A 17,554-nucleotide genomic window follows, 5' to 3' on the forward strand; every position below is an offset into this window, starting at 1 on the left:
AGGGGGGAACAGGATGGCCGACACCGCGCGACCGGCGCGCCTGCGCTACACTGCGACGCAGCAGGCGCTGCACTGGGTGACCGCCGCCCTGGTCCTCGCGGTTCTGCCGCTCGCCTGGATCGCCGAGAGCCTCGCCCGCGAGGCGCCGGCCAAGGGCACCATGTTCGTGCTGCACAAGTCGGTCGGTCTGACGATCCTCGCCGTCGTGGTCGCCCGCATCGTCTGGCGGATGATCCACCCCGCACCCCCGCATCCGGGCACGCCCGCCGCCCTGACTCTGCTCGGGCGCGTCAACCACTGGCTCCTCTACGCGATCTTCCTGGTCATGCCGCTGAGCGGCTACCTGCTGAGCGCGCTCGCGGGGCGGGACACGCCGTATTTCTGGCTCTTCACGGTGCCGGGCCTCGCCAAGAACGAGGCGCTGCAGCCGGTCTTCAAGCAGATCCACCTCGTCGGGCAATGGGCGGTCTACGCCCTCGTGGTGCTCCACGTGCTGGCGACGGCCTGGCACGTCGCCATCCGTCGCGACGGCCTGCACGAGCGGATGCTGCCGGCCCAGAGGCCGCAGGTCTAGGGATCCGGGCGTTCGGGGCGAGCGGGCTCCCTCAGGGGCCCTCGATCTTCCGCAGCTGGAAGGTCGTCCCCGTCTCGGGGTCGCGGCGCCACTTGTCCTCGCCGATCGGCACGAGGTTCACGACGTGGCCGCGCCTGGCCACCAGCGTCAGGCGTCCCGAGGCGTAGCGCCACGTCACCGGGTCGAAGATCGCCAGCCCGCTGTCGCGGCAGCCGTCCAGGATGTGCACCGGGGCCGCCGAACCGTCGCCCGGCGCGAGGGAGAGACGGCAGACATCCTGGTCGCGGTACCGGTCGAGGGCGTAGACGCCCGGTGCCGGTCCGGGTTCCTGCGGCGGCGCGGCTGCGGTGCCGCCTGCGGCGGAGGGCGCCGTCTCGGCCGGCTCCGCCGAGGGGGGCTCGGGCGGCCGCATCGCCTGGATCTGCAGCGGCACGAGGCTGTAGGTCTCGCCGCCCTCCGAGGAGGCCAGCAGGCTCCGCTGGTCCGGGCGCCGGGCGAACATCAGGACGGGCCGCAGATTGCGGTCGACGAGGCGCATCGCCCCGTCCGTGAAGAGCCAGCCGGCGATACCGTTCAGGACCGGCAGCGCCTTGCGGCAGCCCGCCGGGAAGAAGAGGCGCCGTCCGGCCTCGCCGCTCTCGGCGGTCAGCGTCATCACGCAGCGCCGCGTGCTTCCGTCGCGGGAGAGGTCCCAGGTGCCCGGCACGCCGGTCGCCGCGTCCGGCAGGCTGGCGACGAAGGGGGGAGGGGGCGCCTCCTGCGCCTGCAGCCCGGCGGGCCAGCCCGCGAGCAGGAGGGCGGCGAGCACGCGCCTCACGGGCGTCCGCTCCAGGGCGTCTCCGGCACCGGCGTGAGAGGACCCTTGCCGGAGAACCACGCGGTGAGATTGTCCACGATCAGCTGCCCCATCGCCGCCCGGGTGTGCACCGAGCCCGAGCCGACATGCGGCAGCAGCACCACGTGGTCCATCGCCATCAGTTCGGGCGGCACGTGCGGCTCGTCGGCGAAGACGTCGAGGCCGGCGCCCAGGATCGTGCCGGCCTGCAGGGCCGCGATCAGGGCGGCCTCGTCGATCAGGCTGCCGCGGGCGACGTTCAACACGATGCCCTGCGCGCCGAGCGCCTCCAGAACCTCGGCGTTCACGACGCCCCGCGTCTCCGGGCCGCCCGGCGCCACGATCATCAGCACGTCGGCGGCGCGGGCCAGATCGAGGAGCGAGGCGTGGTAGGCGTACGGCACCGCCTGCCGGGAGCGCCCGTGATAGGCGATGGCAACGCCGAAGCCCTCGAGCCGGCGGGCGATGGCGCGGCCGATGCGGCCGAGGCCGAGGATGCCGACCGTGCGGTCGCGCAGGGTCGCGGTGAGCGGGAAGGATTTGTCCGGCCAGCGCCCGGCCCGCAGGTAGCGGTCGGCCTGCGGGATCTGGCGGAGCGTTGCGAGGAGGAGGCCGAGCGCCAAATCGGCCACCTCGTCCGAGAGGACGTCCGGCGTGTTGGTCACGACGACGCCGCGGCGGCGCGCCTCGCCCACGTCGATCGTGTCGTAGCCGACGCCGAAGCTTGCGACGATCTCGAGGTTCGGCAGGCGGGCGAGCAGGTCCGCATCGATCGGCGCGTGGGCGTTGACCGCCATGCCGCGGATCCGCGGCCCGACCTCGGCGAGGAGGGCCGCGGGCTCTGCGGCCGCGTCGAGGTGGTGCAGGGTGAAGGCCCGCTCCAGGGCCTCCATGACGAGGGGCTGCATCGGGCGGAGGAGGAGGAGGTCGGGGCGCAACGTCTCAGGTCCCGGGAGCGGATCCGCACGGTGCGGACAGGAGGCCGCCCTTATAGCGGCCGCGCGGCGGCCCGTCAGGCGGCAGAAGCGGGCTGCGCGGGCCGGTTTCCGGCACCATGCGGGTTCATCCGGGCAGCCATCTGCGCCGAGCCGCCATCCGCCACTTCCGAAACGGGCTCGGCGACACTACTAAAGGGGTCCGATCCGGCAACCGGACGAGATCCACACCAGACGCGACCTGTATCATGAGCGCCCCCCGCACCCTCTACGACAAGATCTGGGACGACCACGTCGTCGATGTCGAGCCGGACGGCACCAGCCTCCTCTACATCGACCGCCACCTCGTGCACGAGGTGACGAGCCCCCAGGCCTTCGAGGGGCTTCGCGTCGCCGGGCGCCGGGTGCGCCACCCGGAGAAGACGCTGGCGGTGGTCGACCACAACGTCCAGACCTCGGATCGCCGCTTCGGCATCGAGGATCCCGAGAGCCGCACGCAGCTCGAGGCGCTGGCCGAGAACGTGCGCGACTTCGGCATCGAGTTCTACGACGCCCTCGACCGGCGCCAGGGCATCGTCCACATCATCGGCCCCGAGCAGGGCTTCACCCTGCCCGGCCAGACCATCGTCTGCGGCGATTCCCACACCTCGACGCACGGTGCCTTCGGTGCGCTCGCCCACGGCATCGGCACCTCGGAGGTCGAGCACGTTCTGGCCACGCAGACGCTCCTGCAGCGCAAGGCGAAGAACATGCGCGTCACCGTGGACGGCACGCTGCCGCCGGGGGTGACGGCCAAGGACATCATCCTGGCGATCATCGGCGAGATCGGCACTGCGGGCGGCACCGGCCACGTCATCGAGTATGCGGGCGAGGCGATCCGCGCCCTCTCGATGGAGGGCCGCATGACGATCTGCAACATGTCGATCGAGGGCGGCGCGCGCGCCGGCATGGTCGCGCCCGACGAGACCACCTACGCCTACGTCAAGGACCGCCCGAAGGCGCCGAAGGGCGAGGCCTTCGACCGGGCGCGCCGCTACTGGGAGAGCCTCCTGACCGACGAAGGCGCCCATTTCGACCGCGAGGTGCGCCTCGATGCGGCCAACCTGCCGCCTCTTGTGAGCTGGGGCACGAGCCCGGAGGACGTTGTCTCTGTGCAGGGCAGCGTTCCCGACCCGTCGGGCATTGCGGACGAGAACAAGCGCCAGTCCAAGGAGAAGGCGCTCGCCTATATGGGCCTCACGCCCGGCACGAAGATCACCGACATCACCCTCGACCGGGTCTTCATCGGCTCGTGCACGAACGGCCGGATCGAGGATCTGCGCACCGTGGCGAAGATCGTGGAGGGGCGCACCATCCATCCCGGCGTCTCGGCGATGGTCGTGCCGGGCTCCGGTCTGGTGAAGGCGCAGGCGGAAGCCGAGGGGATCGACCGCATCCTGAAATCGGCCGGCTTCGACTGGCGCGAGCCCGGCTGCTCCATGTGCCTCGGCATGAACCCGGACAAGCTGCGGCCCGAGGAGCGCTGCGCCTCGACCTCGAACCGCAATTTCGAGGGCCGCCAGGGCCCGCGCGGGCGCACCCACCTTGTCTCCCCCGCCATGGCGGCAGCGGCGGCCGTGGCCGGCCGCTTCGTCGACATCCGCGAGTGGCCGAGCGCCTGAACGTGCGAAGCGGGGCGGAATCCGGATTGACGATCCCGCCTCCGCCCCCTAAACGAACGCCAACGCCGACCGCACGCGGTCGACGGGCCCAGGTGGCGGAATTGGTAGACGCGCTGGTTTCAGGTACCAGTCTCGCAAGAGGTGAAGGTTCGAGTCCTTTCCTGGGCACCATCAGCCGCCTAAAGCGCTGATCCGCAAAGAAGTTCAGTCAGATCATGTGGTTAGACGAGCCCGCGTGTTACACAGCGGTGCTACACACATGGTCCTCCCGATGTCCCGGCCTCAGCTGCATCCCCGTACCAAAGTCTTCTGGCTCCGCAGGCGTGTGCCGGCCGACCTCGTCGCTGCTGTTGGCCGGAAGGAGGTGACCCTCAGCCTCGGGACGAAGGACCCAGCGGAAGCCAAGAGGCGGTTCAGCGAAGAACTCGCGAAGCTGGAGGCCCGCTGGGCTGCCTTGCGGCAAGGCTCGCGCAGCCTGACTGAGATCGAGGCGCATGGCCTCGCCCGCGAGGTACACGACTGGTGGCTCCAGAAGCACCAGGCGAACCCGAGCGAGCAGAGCTTCTGGCGCACAGATTTGGGCGGCAAGCTTTGGGCTGCTCTGCCAGCGGCCGATGCTCGAACGCTGCTCGCTGACTTCCTGCATGGCTCCTTCGACCCGGAGCGCCAGAGCGCTCGTGAGATGAAAGCTTGGTGCGTGCAGACGGCTGAGCGGCTGCTGGGGACCCGAGGTCTCATCGTTGACGAGGTCGGACGAGAGAGGCTCGCGAAGGCTGTGGCCGCTGCCGTGCAGCGGGCGAGCCTCGCGCTCGCGCGGTATGCTCAAGGCGAGTTCGACGGAGTGCCGGTGGTGGCGACCACACAAGCACTGTCCCTAGCGGTGTCCAAGGAGCAGAAGGCTGTCAGCTTTGAGGAACTGGTGAAGGGCTGGGCAGCCGAGAAGCATCCTGCACCGAAGACCCTCTACGAGTGGAAGCGGGTGATTGGGCAGTTCGCGGCCTTCCTTGGCCATGAAGATGCGGCGCGGCTGACGCCTGACGATGTCATCCGCTGGAAGGAGGCTCTGATCGCCGAAGGCCTGTCGCCGAAGACGATCAGCGACGGCAAACTCGTTGCGGTACGCACCATCCTGCAGTGGGGCGCTGACAACCGCCGGCTGACGAACAATCCGGCTGAGCGGGTCCGCATGAATGCGAAGCGGAAGGCCGCGGAAACCATCCGTGGCTTCAGTGACGAGGAGGCCGCTATCGTCCTGCGAGCTGCGCTGGGCGAGGCGGACCCTGTCCTGCGTTGGGTGCCCTGGCTGTGCGCCTACTCAGGTGCGCGGGTCTCGGAGGTGTGTCAGCTGCGGCGCGAGGATGTGCGCCAGATCGAGGGTATCTGGTGCATGAAGTTCGATCCTGAGGCTGGCCCGCTGAAGACGGCGAGTTCCGAGCGAGCCGTGCCGCTGCATCAGGCTCTCCTCGACAGCGGCTTCCTGACGTTCGCGCGAAGTGTAGCCAGCGGCCCGCTGTTTGCGGATCTGCGACCTGACAAGTTCGGCAAGCGGGGCGGCAACGGCACGAAGGTGCTGGGGCGCTGGGTGCGGGGCCTCGGCCTGACCGATGAGCGGCTGGCGCCGAACCACAGCTGGCGGCACCGCGTGAAGACGCTGGGGAGGCGATACAGACTGGCGTCTGACATCGTGAATGCAATCACGGGGCACGGCACCCGCACGGTTGCAGATCAGTACGGTGAGTTCGAGATGGCGGCGCTGCACCGCGAACTGATGAAGATCCCAGCACTGGTGTCATCCTCGTCGGCATAGGGATGGCTGGGGAGGTGATGGGCCTATCCGGTTCGCCGCGGCGCGCTTTTCGTGCGCCTCGCACTTCACTTTTGCGAAGGCTGCGGCCAGCAGCAGGGCAGAGGGTGCCGCGGTCGGCTTCGACAACCGGCAGGGCCCGTCGACTTAGGTCTATCCCCCCGATCCGATGTCGGCGGGGCCCCTCTCACCGTCCGTTAACTCCTGCCCCGCAGCCTCTGGCCCGCGGGGTTTTTCCTGCCGCGCTTCACATGCGTGAGTTTGCCGTCCGCATTGCAGTGCCAGGATCATCGAGCTGGAGGTGCGCCTTCCGGCACGGCTCCGCTGGTTCACAACTGCCCCCGGTTCGCCCGGCGGAGCCGCCCCAGAGCACCGACTCGCTCCGCAGCCTCACAGCTCGCGGGGTTATTCGTCGCTCACGGATAGCTGATGAAGTTGCAAGACGGCCTCCACTACCGCACCCGCGACGGCCGAACCGCCGGGCCGGTCAGGCCGCTTGACAACCACAACACGCTTCCGTGGGAGGGGCACGTTGAAGCCATGCCGTACGGCCAGACCTGGACTGATGACGGGCATTTCTTCGCAAGCCGATGCGCCCACAATTTAGATTTGGTAGAACGAATACAGAGATCTCGTGACAAGGCAATCGATCAGGTGACGCTCGCCGACTACCGACGGGGCGTGGCAAGGCTTTAGGGCTCGTTCTAGAGCCGGACCTCTCAAGCCCGCCGCCACTTCGGTAGCGCCTTCGTCCCACCCCGCTCCGCCAATCCGCGCCGCTCCAGCGCCTCGCAGATCCGCGCGGCCGCTTCGGCGCGCTCTTTCGTTGGCAGCCCAGCGCGCACGGCGATCTTGCTAGGCGTGGCGAACTCGTCCGTGAGCGCAGCCAGCACCTTGCGCGCCTGGATTGCGAGAGGGTCGCGCGCCAGTCACTCAGGTGCCTGCTCGGCCAAGCCCCTGCGCCTTCCAGCGCCAGCCGCCCGACCAGTCGGGATAGCTCTCAATTCGCCGGCCGCCGCAAGCCGTGCACCGGCAGCGCAGCGCGACATCCGGCACATACTCGTCAGGGCGCAGCCGCTCGAACGGGATCATCGCCTCGTGATTGCACGCATTTTACGGTGATTCCGCGGGCTCCATTCTGGCGCGCGTTGGCGACGGTGGCCGGCTCGCACTCCCGGCCCTCCAGGCTGAGCACGCGCACCGCTTTGCTCCGGACCGGACGGTCGAACCGGAGGTATTCAGCGAATTGGAGTGGACACCGATGCGCCTGCAGACAGAGGATCAGGATGATTGACGCTTAGCCCCGAGACTTCGAAGGAGGGAGGATGATGCCAACGGTTGAACTCTCCGTTGAGGCCGGCCCTCCAAACAGCGTGCAGATCCAGGTGCACGCCGGCGGCAAAAACATCGCCCTGCCGATCAGTCCCAACCAAGCAGCCATCCTGGGTCAGGCCCTCCTAGCCGCGAGCGTTCTGTGCGACCCGAGATGCTCGTCTGTGGCCCCAGGCTCGAAGATCTCGAATGGTCGGCTGCCCGCCGCAAGCTGGAGAGTTGGCGCGATCGATCACGGTGCTCGTCCGATCCTCGACGTCCGGCTCGTGAGCGGAGCTGTGCTCTCGATCCTTCTGACGCCGAGCAGCGCCATCGAATGCGGTGAGCAGTTGCAGATGATGGGCAGGCTTTCGCTTGCGCCAGAGAGCGGACCAAAGAATTGATGCCTGAATTTGGGCAATGTAGCTCTGCGTACCAACGAATAGGTGGCAAGCGTATTGAGCGCAACTAGGTCACACAAAAGCGTATAAGATTTCATTTATACGAAATATGCTTACAGATGATGGAACTTGTCCTCAGAAGTGTAACTTTTTTCTTTTCCTAGGCCCTGCCTTCGGCCAGGATCCGCGCCCTGCACCGTTCAGCCAGCCTCGATCGTGCCACCGCGTAGATCGGATCTCTTGCCCGACTGCGCTGATGCCCACCCTGCCGCCATGTGTCTGCGGAAAGAGGAATGCGCCGGATGAGATCAGACCGTTGGGCTCAGGCTCGGAACTCGGACGACACTTCGCGCGAGCTTCATCAGAAGGCGCCTCAGGCTCAGCCCCCCTCCGACGGGTGGCACGATGTACCCGACCCGGATCCTGAGTTCGACAACGTCGTCCTCGACTGGAACCAGGCCGCTCTGGATGCCATTCGGCACGCGTCGATCACACAGCCTCCGGAGGATGCGCCCTATGTCTCACGGGCGCTCGCGATGGAGAGCATCGCCATGTTCGACGTGCTGCAGGCCATCAACAACCAGCCTGGCTTTCTCGTGAACCTGAAGGCGCCGGCCGGGATCTCGGCGGACGCGGCCGTCAGCGCGGCAGCGCACGAGATCCTGGTGGAGTTCTTCCCGAGCTACAAACAAGCCCTCGACCGGGCCTACGAGGCGAGGCTCGACGAGATCCACGACGGACGAGCGGAAGAGCGAGGTGTGGCCTTCGGCACGAACGTCGCCGAGGCGGTAATCGCTGCGCGCGCGCACGATGGGTCGGAAGAACTCGCCCACCTAGGGTTGGTAGCCGGGCACGAGCCGGGCGAGTACCGGCCGACCCCGCCGGACTACACGCTCGCCATCCAGCCGGACTGGGGGGACGTGAAGCCCTTCGTACTGGCGAGCGCGGACCAGTTCCGGCCAGGGCCGCCGCCTGACCTCACAAGTGCCGAGTACGCAGCCGACTTCAAGCAGGTGAAGCTGCTGGGCGAGGTGAACTCGAGCGTGCGGACGCCGGAACAGACGCTGAGTGCCCTGTGGTGGTCGAACGACGAGGACAGCTACACGCGCGTCGGGCAGTGGAGCGACATCGCCGACAACATCCTCGCCGAGCAGGGACGCTCGCCACTGGAGAGCGCCTATCTCCTGACTATGCTGAACGTCGGCCTCGCGGACGCGATCACGGCGTGCTGGGAGACGAAGTACCATTACGAGGCGTGGCGGCCGGTCACGGCGATCCACGAGGCGGGCGAGGACGGGAACCGCGCCACGCGGGCGGACGCCGACTGGCTGCCGCTCCTGCCAGTCACGCCGGACCACCCCGAGTACACGTCCGGCCACTCGGTGATCGGGGCGCTTGCCGCCAAGGTGATGACCGACTTCTTCGGGCCGATCCCGTTCTCGGCCACCAGCGAGACGGTGCGGGACGTAGTTCTCCACTTCGACAATTTCGACCAGGCCGCCCAGGAGGAGGCGATGAGCCGGATCTATGCCGGCGTTCATTTTGCCTACTCGGCCGAAGCCGGCTTGGTCATGGGGAGCCAAGTCGGAGACGTCGTAGTGAACGCCTTCAAGAACTTCGACATCCCGGCTGGTGACGGGCACCTGGTCTAACGGTACACAGCGGATTGTCTGCGCCCAGGCGGGTCTGATGCGGACGGCGGTGGTAAGATCCGTCTCAAGGTGGATCTCGCCCGCGTCATGGATCAGAATGTCCACCGCGACCCACGGACGGTGGTGGGCTACATCCGTTGCGCCAACGCCTTCAAGGACCGCTCGGGGAGCGGGTTTTTATGATCCCTCGCCACTGGACGCTGTTCGGTCTCGCGCAATGGCTGACGGTTGCAGTGGCCGCCTTGATTGGCCTTGGCGTCATCGGCTTGTACGCCTCGGGTTGGCTGCCGGACATAGCTCTCGCCCTCATCCTGGGCGCGCTGTTCATGGCTGCGATCTGGTTTGCGGCTGACGAGGATGGTCTGCTGGCGTGGCTCGTTCGGCGATATGAGGCCGAGCGTGATGGCCCAAGGCGGAAGGATTGATGGCTCGCAACCGCGTCTTCGTCGGCGCCGAGCGGCGCGACTTCCTCGACCGAGCCGGGAGCAGCTCACTCGGTCAAGAATGCCGGGATCGCGGCTGATCCAACCGCACTTTCCTTGGTCAGGATCTCCTGGTTCAAGAACTCCAGACGAGAAGCATCAAGCGGATCCTCAACATCACACCGCGGCCGCAGCCAAAAGGCATCCTATCCCGCCCACCAGCATGGCCAATCCAGGCCAATTGGCGCGGGGGCGCAGGCCTGAAGCACTGTCTGTCCGGCTCCTGGATTTGAACTGACCTCCCCAGTTTCCCTTGAGAGCCGTGAAGATGATGCCGCCGAACACAAGCACTGCACCGATGAAGACGAGCAATATCCTGGGCTCAGAAGCAGCCTGCGGGATCATCGCATCCACTCACTTTTGCGGTTACACTGCCCTCAACCTATCGAAGGCCAGCGGGGTTCTTCGATCTGCGGAAAGCGGTTTATTGCCGCGACAATGGGTTTACTCGACACCCAGATTGGAGAACATAAGCACCTTCCGATCAATGTCGAATGTCGTGTGCTTGCTCATTTGAAATAGCTTCAGCAGCGGCTCCAAATCTTCTCCGTCTGGTTCGATGATGTACTCTTCGACCCCGTTGTCGAGGATTAGCTGCAGGGTGAAGAGCCCTTCCTCTCCTCGTTGCTGCTCTTGCCATGAAGCTTGGATGTTGGTGACCTGCCGAACTTGGAAGCCTCGTCCCGGCGTTGCCTGAGCCTGAGCATTATCAGCCATGGCTATGCTCCCTAAGCCGGATCAGGAGCGACGGAAGTTTCAGCTCCTGCCGTTCTTAGAGAACGCGTCGGCACGGCCCATGTTCGGAGGAGTGCGGTACCGCATCATCTCACGCGTAGGCACTTATGGATGCCGTCGACCTGCTGGTGGAGGCCGTCACGGGCGGCCGCAAGCACTTCCATCTCACTGCGCCGACCACGCCCAGCGGCAACCTGGCGCCGGCAAAGGCTGAGGAGTACGCACGCCCGCGCCCGAGAAGCGGTCTCACATGGCACAGTCGGGAGCAGTAGGCGCGGGTGTGCGAGGATCGATCTACCTAAGCGTGCCCGTACCGTCGCTCGATCGGATCCAGGATCTCCTGGAAAGGGACCTTCATCACGTGCCTTCCCTCTGCGTCCACGATCTCGAACGCATAGTGCAGCGGGCGCCGCCCTCGTGCTCCGAAGTCGTAGACTACGCCGGGGATCGCCTTCATCGCTTCAAGGTAGGCGACCTCGACGCTCTCAAGATCGAGCCCGATGTCATCATGTTCCAGCCCATCATCCGTGAGCAGGTGAAAGAAGAATAGCGGCATTCGGCACCTCAGATCGTGCGCCCCCTCGAACTCACGCGGGCTTCTGCCACCTCTCAGGGCGGCATGCCTTCACTCAGATGAACCTTAACCCCCACCGCTCGGCGCAGGAGCAACCATCCGCTCTTCGCCCATACCGCGAGATCATAGATGCCGCAGGTACGCCGGATCGAACTCCGCAAGCCGCTCCAGAGCCGGCCGGTCCAGTATGCTCAACCGGCCCTTCTGCCAGCGGATGAGGTTCTGGCCGCGCAGCGCCTGCAACGTGCGGTTGACGTGAATGGTCGTCATGCCGGTCAGCTCGGCAATCTCGCTCTGCGTCAGGGGCAGCTTGTATCCATCTTCCTCCGCCACTCCGACCGTCTCCAGCCGCTCCTGTAGCTCGCAGAACAGGTGGGCGAGGTGCTGTAGGGCGGAGCGTTGGCCGAGGCTCAGCAACCGCTCGCTGTCGATGGCTTTGTGATGCAGGAGTTGATGGAGCAGCGCCCGCGCAAGGTCAGGCTCCTGCCGCAGCGGATCGGCGAGCTGTTCAAGGGGGATCTCCCCAAAGACGCAGCGGGTGAGAGCCTTGATCCCGCTGTCCGCCCAGCCGCGCAAAACGGCTTCAAGATCGCACATGTCGCCCGGCACCAGGATGGCGGTGATCTGCCGCCGGCCGTTCAGCAGCGTGCGATACCGGCAGGTGAAGCCGGACAAGAGGATGTGGGCCACCTGAGGCGCCTCACCCTGCTCGATGAGGTTTTGGTCCCGGTCTAGGGTTCGTTCGCGCACGACAGCCCGCAGAACAGGGTGCGCAGCCTGCCGCGCCAAAAGCGCTGATGATCCTGAGCTATGGCCAATGAACATGACCGGCTTGCCCTACCCCCTTCGGCCCTTCAACCCGGATTGCTAACGCAGGTTACAACTGCTCCGTTAGAGTTCGGTTGCGAACAATCCAGTTGGAGATGGGAGCATCAGCGGAGAGGGGCACTTCGGCTCAGGAGCGTTCCAATATGGCTGGCCCCTGCGGAACGTTTCAGAGCCTTCCAGAAGCGGCTTACGTGACTTTGTGGCGGCCCAAGTTCTTATGAGCGTCGGTTGTGCCTACCGGTTCCGGCGCCGCTGCCCGAGGCCCATCTCCTTGGCGAGGTGCGAACGTTGTGTCGCATAATTTCGGCAGACCACCGCGATCACGACACGGGCAACAACGCAGGCGGCAATCTCGTCGCCTTCTGCCAACGCTGCCACATGATCCACGACCGGCCGGAGCATCGGCGCAGGCGCTGGCTCACGCTGTTCCGCAGGAAGGCATCAGGCGACCTGTTCCGCGGGCCGCATGTCTGAGCCAGGCGATATACAAGCTGGGAATGCATATTGCACCGCATTCCAGGCTGGAACACGCGCGGCCATCGAATGTCGCGATGGGGAATGTATATGATCTACTTTGACACGGCGGACCGGGACGGGTCCACAGACGCTGAAGCGTTCCGGAACAACGCTGAGGAATGCGAAGCTCTGCCGCTGCCTCAAGCCGCGCAACACACGTTGGATCAGTTGGCTGAGGCGCTAGGCGTCACATCGGCCTTGCTCAGGCAGAACCCCTCGGCCGTGAAGGTCCAGGGCTACGACGTGAGCCTAGTGGAAGCAACCGAGTTGCTGCAGGCGTTCATTCAGATCGACGATCCGGAGGCCCGGCACCGCTGCCTCAACATCGTGAAGGAGATCGCGGCCTCGCAGACGCACTGACGCCGCGTCCAGTGACCAAGGGGCAGGATCGGCAGCTCGCATGTGAGACCAGTACGCACGCCCGCGCGAAGCCACGGAGCCAACACTCGCAACGTCCGTTCGCTGGCTAAGCTTTATGGAGCCAGACGCCTCGCGTGAAGGGAATTATGGAGCTGAAGCAGGGTCGCCGCGCAGCCTCTCCGACGATAAGGGAACGGCTTCGCACCAAGTCGGGAGAACCCCTCCAGAGACGGGGAAAATTAACTCTAAGCTAATTGCTAAGGCGTGGCACGGCCAGCAGTGTAATTGCCATGTTTCTGGCTCGCGTCACAGTCGGCTGCGCCGCCCTTATTCTTATTAGTGGCTGCTCAGTCCTTTTCAAAGGATCGGGTCAGTACGCCTCCCTTCCTCGCCAGCCCGTTGCAGGGACTTTGCTTTCTCTCAATAAGGGATCGCAAGCAGTACCAAAGCGCATTGTCGCGCCAGCTTTTCGGGAACAAGGGGCCGGCATAAACCCCATTGCGGCTCTCAGACGCTCACAAGCGGGTCGAGCAGGTTGGGAAGAGTTGCGTCCGACCCGCTCGGCCGAGGTCGCTGTGATCTCTCGCCTAAGGTCCGGCGCCGAAGAAAGTGAGAGTCTGGTCCGTCTGCCGGTCGACCCAGGATACAACAGGGGGGACAGGATGAGCCGCCTTCTTGAGGAAGGCGTGAAGGCTGCGAAGCCGATCTGTGTCGAGTGCTGACAGGGGCTCGTGACCGCGTGCCTTGCATGTTTTCTTTCGCGTAAGCGGGTTTATGGAAACGGTCGCTTCACGGCTCAGGCGTCGTGAGCTGCGCGATCCTGTTGAGGATGAGCTGCCGATGCACGTTCCACTGGGCCAGGGTGCCTACGAGCACGTGCAGGAAATCCCGGGCGAGGTTCAGGTCATGCCCGTCCTTCTTCAGGCGCGCGATCAGTGCGACCTGATCGGCGATGCGTGTCTCGCCTTCGGCAATATGCCGGTCGGCTTGGGCGAGATAGACGCGCTTTTCCTCTAGCTCGGACATGGCGCAGCCTACGCCCTTCCGAAGAGCCCGTCTCAGAGCTGTGCGGGACCGCGCCAAATTCGCATAATCCCCGCGCTTCCCTTTGCGTAAGCCGCTTTATGGAACCGAAAATTGCCCCTCCGGACAGTCTCCGGAAGTGCTCGTCCGCGCCGCGCGGGCCACGCCAGCCGAGGGCCAGTCTCGCCGGCCCCCGTGCGGCCTCGCGGGCGCGCCGCTCGACTAAGGAATTCTATGCGCCGGCCGCGCCCCCGTTCGGAGGGGCCGCCGGCATTCGGTGTTTCGCGCCACCGCCGAATGGGCGAGCCCCCTGATGCGCTCAGCAGACTGCCCAGGATCTTAGGGCAAAAGACAGAGGTGTCTTTAACCTCGAAGGCGCCGACCGCTGGCCATAGCTCGCAAAGCCATTCGCCTACTGGACATTATGGAACGCAGCGGGTCTCTTCGACCGCGGCCAATTCGGCTCAGCTCTCGCTCCTTAGCTGGTGCCCGGCGCCAGCTGTGTCATGATCCACTCCTGCGCCTCGTCCAAGTCGGAGAAGAGAGGGGGATCGGGATCATCTACGGGCCCGAACCCCGCCTCCAGGTGCTACTTGCCCGCATCGCTGCCGTGGCTGTCCGCCAGGCTCACCAGCACAGCCACCAGAAAGCCGTCCTTGAACACGAGCTGGCTCTCCTGGTCGTCGCTGCCCGTGGCGACCTTTACAGGCTGAAGACGCAGCGTCATGCGGCGGCTTTCCTGACAAGGTGCAAGTAATTGGACTTGAACTCGGCGAGGGCCTGCAGCCGTGGAAGATCGAGAATTCGCAAGTGTCGGTCGGAGATATCGATCAGCCCGCGCTCGCGCAGGCTTCCCAGGCTCCGGTTCACATAAACGCTGGTCAGGCCGGTGGTGTCGGCGAGATCGACCTGCGTCAGCGGGAAGGCGTAGCCGTCCGCGTCCGCGTACCCGACCGCCTGAAGCCGCAGCAGCAACTCGCACAGCAGATGCGCAATCCGCTCTTCGGCCGAACGGCGCCCGACATTGACCAGCCACTCGCGCAGGGTCGCCTCGTCCACGAGGGTAGCGAGCCGCAGGGCATGCGTGATCGCGGGGTGGCTGCGCAGCAGTTCCTGGATGGTGTCGAGGGGGATCTGCACGACCTTGCAGGCCGAGAGCGTGCCGATAGCGTGATCCATCTCCTTTAGCATCGCGACATCGAGGTCGCAGAAGTCACCCGGGATGAGGTAGGCCATGATCTGGCGTGCGCCGCGGGATCGGCGCTTGTAGCGGCAGGCCATGCCGTCGAGGATCAGGTAGACACCGTTCGGCGCGTCCCCTTCGCGGATCAGGTCGGTCTGTGCCGGCACGGACCGGGTGTCGGCGCTGATCTTCTCCAGCACGGCTCGGTCGGCATCCGACAGGCTCGCCAGACTGTCCAGCTTGCGGATCAGGGGGTTCGGCGGGCGGCTGACTAGATCAGACGATTTTCCTGAAGGATCGTTCCTGGGTTGAGCGTCGTCCTGCATCGCCTTTTCACCTAGGTTGAATGCGCATCTTGATTGGACACAATTTAGAACATGCATCACGCGTGAAAAGAGCTTCCAGCCGCGATCAACTATGCTCATCGCAGCAGGCGAGCTTAGGCTGCGGGCCTGCGTCCCTCCGCTGCTTGCTGCCGTCGTGTCGGTCGGATTAGGACCGGATGTTGACCTGTGTTAAGATCAGCTCTCAGAGCCGGGCCGAGGAGTGTCAGCCGTGGCCTACTCGCCCCTCGCCGATCTCTCATTCGCCGCTCTGTGTGTCTCCGAAGGCGCACGCCGCTGCGATCTGCAACGGGCGCTGATCGCCTATCTCAGATCCAGCAGACACGACACCGCAGCGGCTGAGACAACCCTCGCCAGCTTCGAGCAGGCACTGCGCTTTATGCGCGAGCGCCAGCAGCGTCTCTGGGACCTGCGGCAGCTTCCATGAGCGAGACCCCTGTTCAGATCGCAAGCCGGGCTGTCCGTGAGGCTGAACAGCGCCAGGACCGGCAGATCGGCCTGATTAGCGGGCTTGCAGGCCGCGGGGAAGCCTGTGGCGCTGCCGAGGAGATCCTACGAGAGATCAGGCGGACGCTCCGGCTTGCTCAGGCCCATTTGGCCCTGCTCCGCACCCTCGACGATTGAACGCCTCAAGCTGAGCGGCGTGCGGACGAGCCAGCCCGCTGAGCAGGCGCTATGAGCGCACAGCATCCGCCCCGGTACCAGCAAAGATCGTACTGGCATCGACAATGCAGGCGCAGCAATCCGGCAGCAACGGCGCAGTGCGTTTCCATGACGCTGAGCGAGAAACCGGCTATAGGTCATCGATCGCTGGCCGAGATCCTGGGCGCCAGCGGCTGAGAGACGCGTGCTCCCGCCTAAGCTCAAGCGGAGCGCCTCATGGCTCGCTATTTCTTCAACGTCATCGATGGTCAATTCCTCACGGATGACGAGGGCACCGAGTGCGCCTCGCTGGACGAGGCGCGCGCGGCAGCTATCGAGACCGCGGGCATGATGCTGCGCGATGCGGGCCGCGGCCTCCGGGATGGCGCTGAGTGGCAGATGCTCGTCTCCGACGAGGAGCACCGCACCCGGCTCAAGCTGCGCTTCTCCGCCGAGCAGGTGGAGTAGGCGAGCCGCGATCGGTCAGAGCAAGGCTTGCCCATTCTGACGCGGCCCGGCCTGAAGGTAGCGCGGGCTGAACTCTGCGACGGCCCTGAGCCCCTCCAGGTCCAGCAGCTTCAAGCTGCGGCCCTTCAGCAAGATCAGCCCCTTCCGCCGCAAATTCTGCAGCACCCGGTTCACGTGCACGTTTGACAGCCCCAGCGTGTCGGCCAGGTCAACCTGCGTCAGCGGCAGAGGATGCCAGCCCTCCCGCACCAGCCCGACTGCTTCCAGGCGGGTGCGCAGCTCGCAGAAGAGATGCGTCAGGCGCTCCGTGGCCGAGCGGCAGCCCAGGCTGACGATCCAGGCCCGGGCGGTCGCCTCCTCGGCGAGCTTAGCCAGCCGCAGAGCCCGCGCGACGTTCGGATGATGCTCGGTGAGGCTGACCAGCGTCTCGCGCGGGACGCGCACCACCATGCAGGTCGAGAGAGTGCCGATAGCATGATCCATCCGGCCGAGGTTGGGCAGGTCAGCGTCGCAGAGGTCACCCGGTAGCAGGTAGGCGAGGATCTGCCGCGCGCCATTCTGGCGAAGCGTGTAGCGGCAGGCAAAGCCTCCGAGCACCACGATCGCGTCCTCCGGCACGCTGCCCTCGCGGGCAAGGTCGAGGTGCGGCTCGACCGAGCGCGGTGAGCTGCAGACCCATTCCAGGGCAGCCCTGTCATCCTCTGACAGGGGCACGAACCGTTCGAGCTTGCGGATCAGGGGGTTGCGGGAGCCCGCCTCCTCGTCAGTCCAGCGGATGGAGGAGGCGGCGATCGCGGGCTGCAGATCTCTCATGGCCGTGTCTCCAACCGCTGCAACTCGTCCAGGGTGACCACCACGTCCTGCGGCCAGGCCGGCTTCCTGAGCCAGCGCACAGCGCCCGCCTCGTGGCTGAGCGGGGTGCCCGGCTCGCCATCGGTGTGCACGAGGCAGGGCACACCGCGCAGGCGCAGCTCGCGCAGCAGGTCGGTGCAGGGCCGGTCCTTGAGCGCGGTGTCGACTACTGCCAGGCTGGGCGCCTCCCGCTCGATCTGCGCCAAGGCTTCTTCGGCGGCCGCGATCGGGCCGACCACGCGGTAACCGGCTCTCGCCAGAGCCTCGCTGAGGTCCATCCCGAGCAGCGCATCCGTCTCGGTCAGCAGCACTACAGGCTGCCCATCTACCGCACCCATGCCGCGCTCCCGCTTTGATCGAGCCACTCGCAGCCG

22 protein-coding genes and 1 tRNA gene are annotated in these 17,554 nt (G+C 65.8%); 11 read left to right on the forward strand and 12 right to left on the reverse strand.

All coding sequences use genetic code 11. The annotated features are described in order from the left end of the window. Nucleotides 1-13 precede the first annotated feature (13 nt). The gene (locus J2X36_RS12370; RefSeq protein ID WP_310350016.1) at nt 14-574 is read left to right on the forward strand and encodes a cytochrome b; all 561 of its coding nucleotides are present in this window, start codon (nt 14-16) and stop codon (nt 572-574) included. A gap of 31 nt (nt 575-605) precedes the next feature. Here J2X36_RS12370 and J2X36_RS12375 read toward each other — a convergent pair whose 3' ends face one another. Both J2X36_RS12375 and J2X36_RS12380 read right to left on the reverse strand, forming a co-directional pair. Next, on the reverse strand, nt 606-1,391 hold the full coding sequence (locus J2X36_RS12375; protein ID WP_405029774.1) for an AprI/Inh family metalloprotease inhibitor: 786 nt from the start codon (nt 1,389-1,391) through the stop codon (nt 606-608). After that, nucleotides 1,388-2,317: a 2-hydroxyacid dehydrogenase gene (locus J2X36_RS12380; RefSeq protein ID WP_310350097.1), complete on the reverse strand. Its 930-nt coding sequence runs from the start codon at nt 2,315-2,317 to the stop codon at nt 1,388-1,390. Before J2X36_RS12380 ends, J2X36_RS12375 begins: the two co-directional genes overlap by 4 nt. Before the next feature lie 275 nt (nt 2,318-2,592). On the opposite strand from J2X36_RS12380, the gene leuC reads away from it, so the two are divergent. From leuC to J2X36_RS12400, 4 genes are all read left to right on the forward strand, one after another. Continuing rightward, complete coding sequence (gene leuC, locus J2X36_RS12385; RefSeq protein ID WP_132251769.1) at nt 2,593-4,005, forward strand: 3-isopropylmalate dehydratase large subunit; 1,413 nt, start codon at nt 2,593-2,595, stop codon at nt 4,003-4,005. An 86-nt stretch (nt 4,006-4,091) separates the two neighbouring features. Continuing rightward, nucleotides 4,092-4,176 (forward strand) — tRNA-Leu (locus J2X36_RS12390). A 100-nt stretch (nt 4,177-4,276) separates the two neighbouring features. Next, complete coding sequence (locus tag J2X36_RS12395) at nt 4,277-5,812, forward strand: DUF6538 domain-containing protein (protein WP_310350098.1); 1,536 nt, start codon at nt 4,277-4,279, stop codon at nt 5,810-5,812. Between the two features lie 426 nt (nt 5,813-6,238). Beyond that, a complete protein-coding gene (locus J2X36_RS12400) occupies nt 6,239-6,505 on the forward strand; it encodes a hypothetical protein (RefSeq protein WP_310350018.1) in 267 nt (88 codons plus the stop codon). 237 nt (nt 6,506-6,742) lie between these two features. On the opposite strand, the gene J2X36_RS12405 is transcribed toward J2X36_RS12400, so the two are convergent. Further along, nucleotides 6,743-6,901, reverse strand: coding sequence for a hypothetical protein (locus J2X36_RS12405; RefSeq protein ID WP_310350020.1), 159 nt, complete (start codon nt 6,899-6,901; stop codon nt 6,743-6,745). A 233-nt stretch (nt 6,902-7,134) separates the two neighbouring features. On the opposite strand from J2X36_RS12405, the gene J2X36_RS12410 reads away from it, so the two are divergent. The 3 genes from J2X36_RS12410 (at nt 7,135) to J2X36_RS12420 (ending at nt 9,598) form a co-directional block, all read left to right on the forward strand. After that, on the forward strand, nt 7,135-7,524 hold the full coding sequence (locus J2X36_RS12410; RefSeq protein ID WP_310350022.1) for a hypothetical protein: 390 nt from the start codon (nt 7,135-7,137) through the stop codon (nt 7,522-7,524). A 299-nt stretch (nt 7,525-7,823) separates the two neighbouring features. Next, nucleotides 7,824-9,173: a vanadium-dependent haloperoxidase gene (locus J2X36_RS12415; RefSeq protein WP_310350024.1), complete on the forward strand. Its 1,350-nt coding sequence runs from the start codon at nt 7,824-7,826 to the stop codon at nt 9,171-9,173. 179 nt (nt 9,174-9,352) lie between these two features. Beyond that, a complete protein-coding gene (locus J2X36_RS12420; protein ID WP_310350026.1) occupies nt 9,353-9,598 on the forward strand; it encodes a hypothetical protein in 246 nt (81 codons plus the stop codon). Between the two features lie 174 nt (nt 9,599-9,772). Here the strand turns inward: J2X36_RS12420 and J2X36_RS12425 are convergent, their stop codons facing one another. The 4 genes from J2X36_RS12425 to J2X36_RS12440 all read right to left on the reverse strand — a co-directional run bounded on the left by J2X36_RS12425 (nt 9,773) and on the right by J2X36_RS12440 (nt 11,789). After that, a complete protein-coding gene (locus tag J2X36_RS12425) occupies nt 9,773-10,009 on the reverse strand; it encodes a hypothetical protein (protein WP_405029775.1) in 237 nt (78 codons plus the stop codon). A gap of 90 nt (nt 10,010-10,099) precedes the next feature. Further along, nucleotides 10,100-10,372, reverse strand: a complete 273-nt coding sequence (locus J2X36_RS12430) for a hypothetical protein (protein ID WP_310350027.1) — start codon at nt 10,370-10,372, stop codon at nt 10,100-10,102. A 316-nt stretch (nt 10,373-10,688) separates the two neighbouring features. After that, nucleotides 10,689-10,946: a DUF6894 family protein gene (locus tag J2X36_RS12435; RefSeq protein WP_310350029.1), complete on the reverse strand. Its 258-nt coding sequence runs from the start codon at nt 10,944-10,946 to the stop codon at nt 10,689-10,691. 141 nt (nt 10,947-11,087) lie between these two features. Beyond that, nucleotides 11,088-11,789, reverse strand: coding sequence for a Crp/Fnr family transcriptional regulator (locus J2X36_RS12440; protein ID WP_310350031.1), 702 nt, complete (start codon nt 11,787-11,789; stop codon nt 11,088-11,090). 567 nt (nt 11,790-12,356) lie between these two features. On the opposite strand from J2X36_RS12440, the gene J2X36_RS12445 reads away from it, so the two are divergent. Then, nucleotides 12,357-12,668, forward strand: a complete 312-nt coding sequence (locus J2X36_RS12445; RefSeq protein ID WP_310350032.1) for a hypothetical protein — start codon at nt 12,357-12,359, stop codon at nt 12,666-12,668. Nucleotides 12,669-13,457: 789 nt separating this feature from the next. Here J2X36_RS12445 and J2X36_RS12450 read toward each other — a convergent pair. The 3 genes from J2X36_RS12450 to J2X36_RS12460 all read right to left on the reverse strand — a co-directional run bounded on the left by J2X36_RS12450 (nt 13,458) and on the right by J2X36_RS12460 (nt 15,200). Further along, nucleotides 13,458-13,694, reverse strand: coding sequence for a hypothetical protein (locus J2X36_RS12450; protein WP_310350033.1), 237 nt, complete (start codon nt 13,692-13,694; stop codon nt 13,458-13,460). 586 nt (nt 13,695-14,280) lie between these two features. Then, entirely contained in the window at nt 14,281-14,418 is a 138-nt protein-coding gene (locus J2X36_RS12455) for a hypothetical protein (protein WP_310350034.1), read from the reverse strand. Next, on the reverse strand, nt 14,415-15,200 hold the full coding sequence (locus tag J2X36_RS12460) for a Crp/Fnr family transcriptional regulator (RefSeq protein ID WP_310350037.1): 786 nt from the start codon (nt 15,198-15,200) through the stop codon (nt 14,415-14,417). The genes J2X36_RS12455 and J2X36_RS12460 overlap by 4 nt, the downstream gene beginning before the upstream one ends. 229 nt (nt 15,201-15,429) lie before the next feature. On the opposite strand from J2X36_RS12460, the gene J2X36_RS12465 reads away from it, so the two are divergent. After that, nucleotides 15,430-15,645 carry a hypothetical protein gene (locus tag J2X36_RS12465; protein WP_310350039.1) on the forward strand — a complete coding sequence of 72 codons (216 nt, stop codon included), beginning with the start codon at nt 15,430-15,432 and terminating at the stop codon, nt 15,643-15,645. 452 nt (nt 15,646-16,097) lie between these two features. Further along, nucleotides 16,098-16,328 (forward strand): DUF6894 family protein, encoded by a 231-nt coding sequence (locus J2X36_RS12470; protein WP_310350041.1) that lies wholly within the window; start codon nt 16,098-16,100, stop codon nt 16,326-16,328. Nucleotides 16,329-16,343: 15 nt separating this feature from the next. On the opposite strand, the gene J2X36_RS12475 is transcribed toward J2X36_RS12470, so the two are convergent. Then, entirely contained in the window at nt 16,344-17,141 is a 798-nt protein-coding gene (locus J2X36_RS12475; RefSeq protein WP_310350043.1) for a Crp/Fnr family transcriptional regulator, read from the reverse strand. Continuing rightward, complete coding sequence (locus J2X36_RS12480; RefSeq protein WP_310350045.1) at nt 17,138-17,518, reverse strand: hypothetical protein; 381 nt, start codon at nt 17,516-17,518, stop codon at nt 17,138-17,140. Before J2X36_RS12480 ends, J2X36_RS12475 begins: the two co-directional genes overlap by 4 nt. Nucleotides 17,519-17,554 lie beyond the last annotated feature (36 nt).

This window comes from Methylobacterium sp. BE186 (assembly GCF_031457035.1).
Lineage (GTDB): Bacteria > Pseudomonadota > Alphaproteobacteria > Rhizobiales > Beijerinckiaceae > Methylobacterium > Methylobacterium segetis.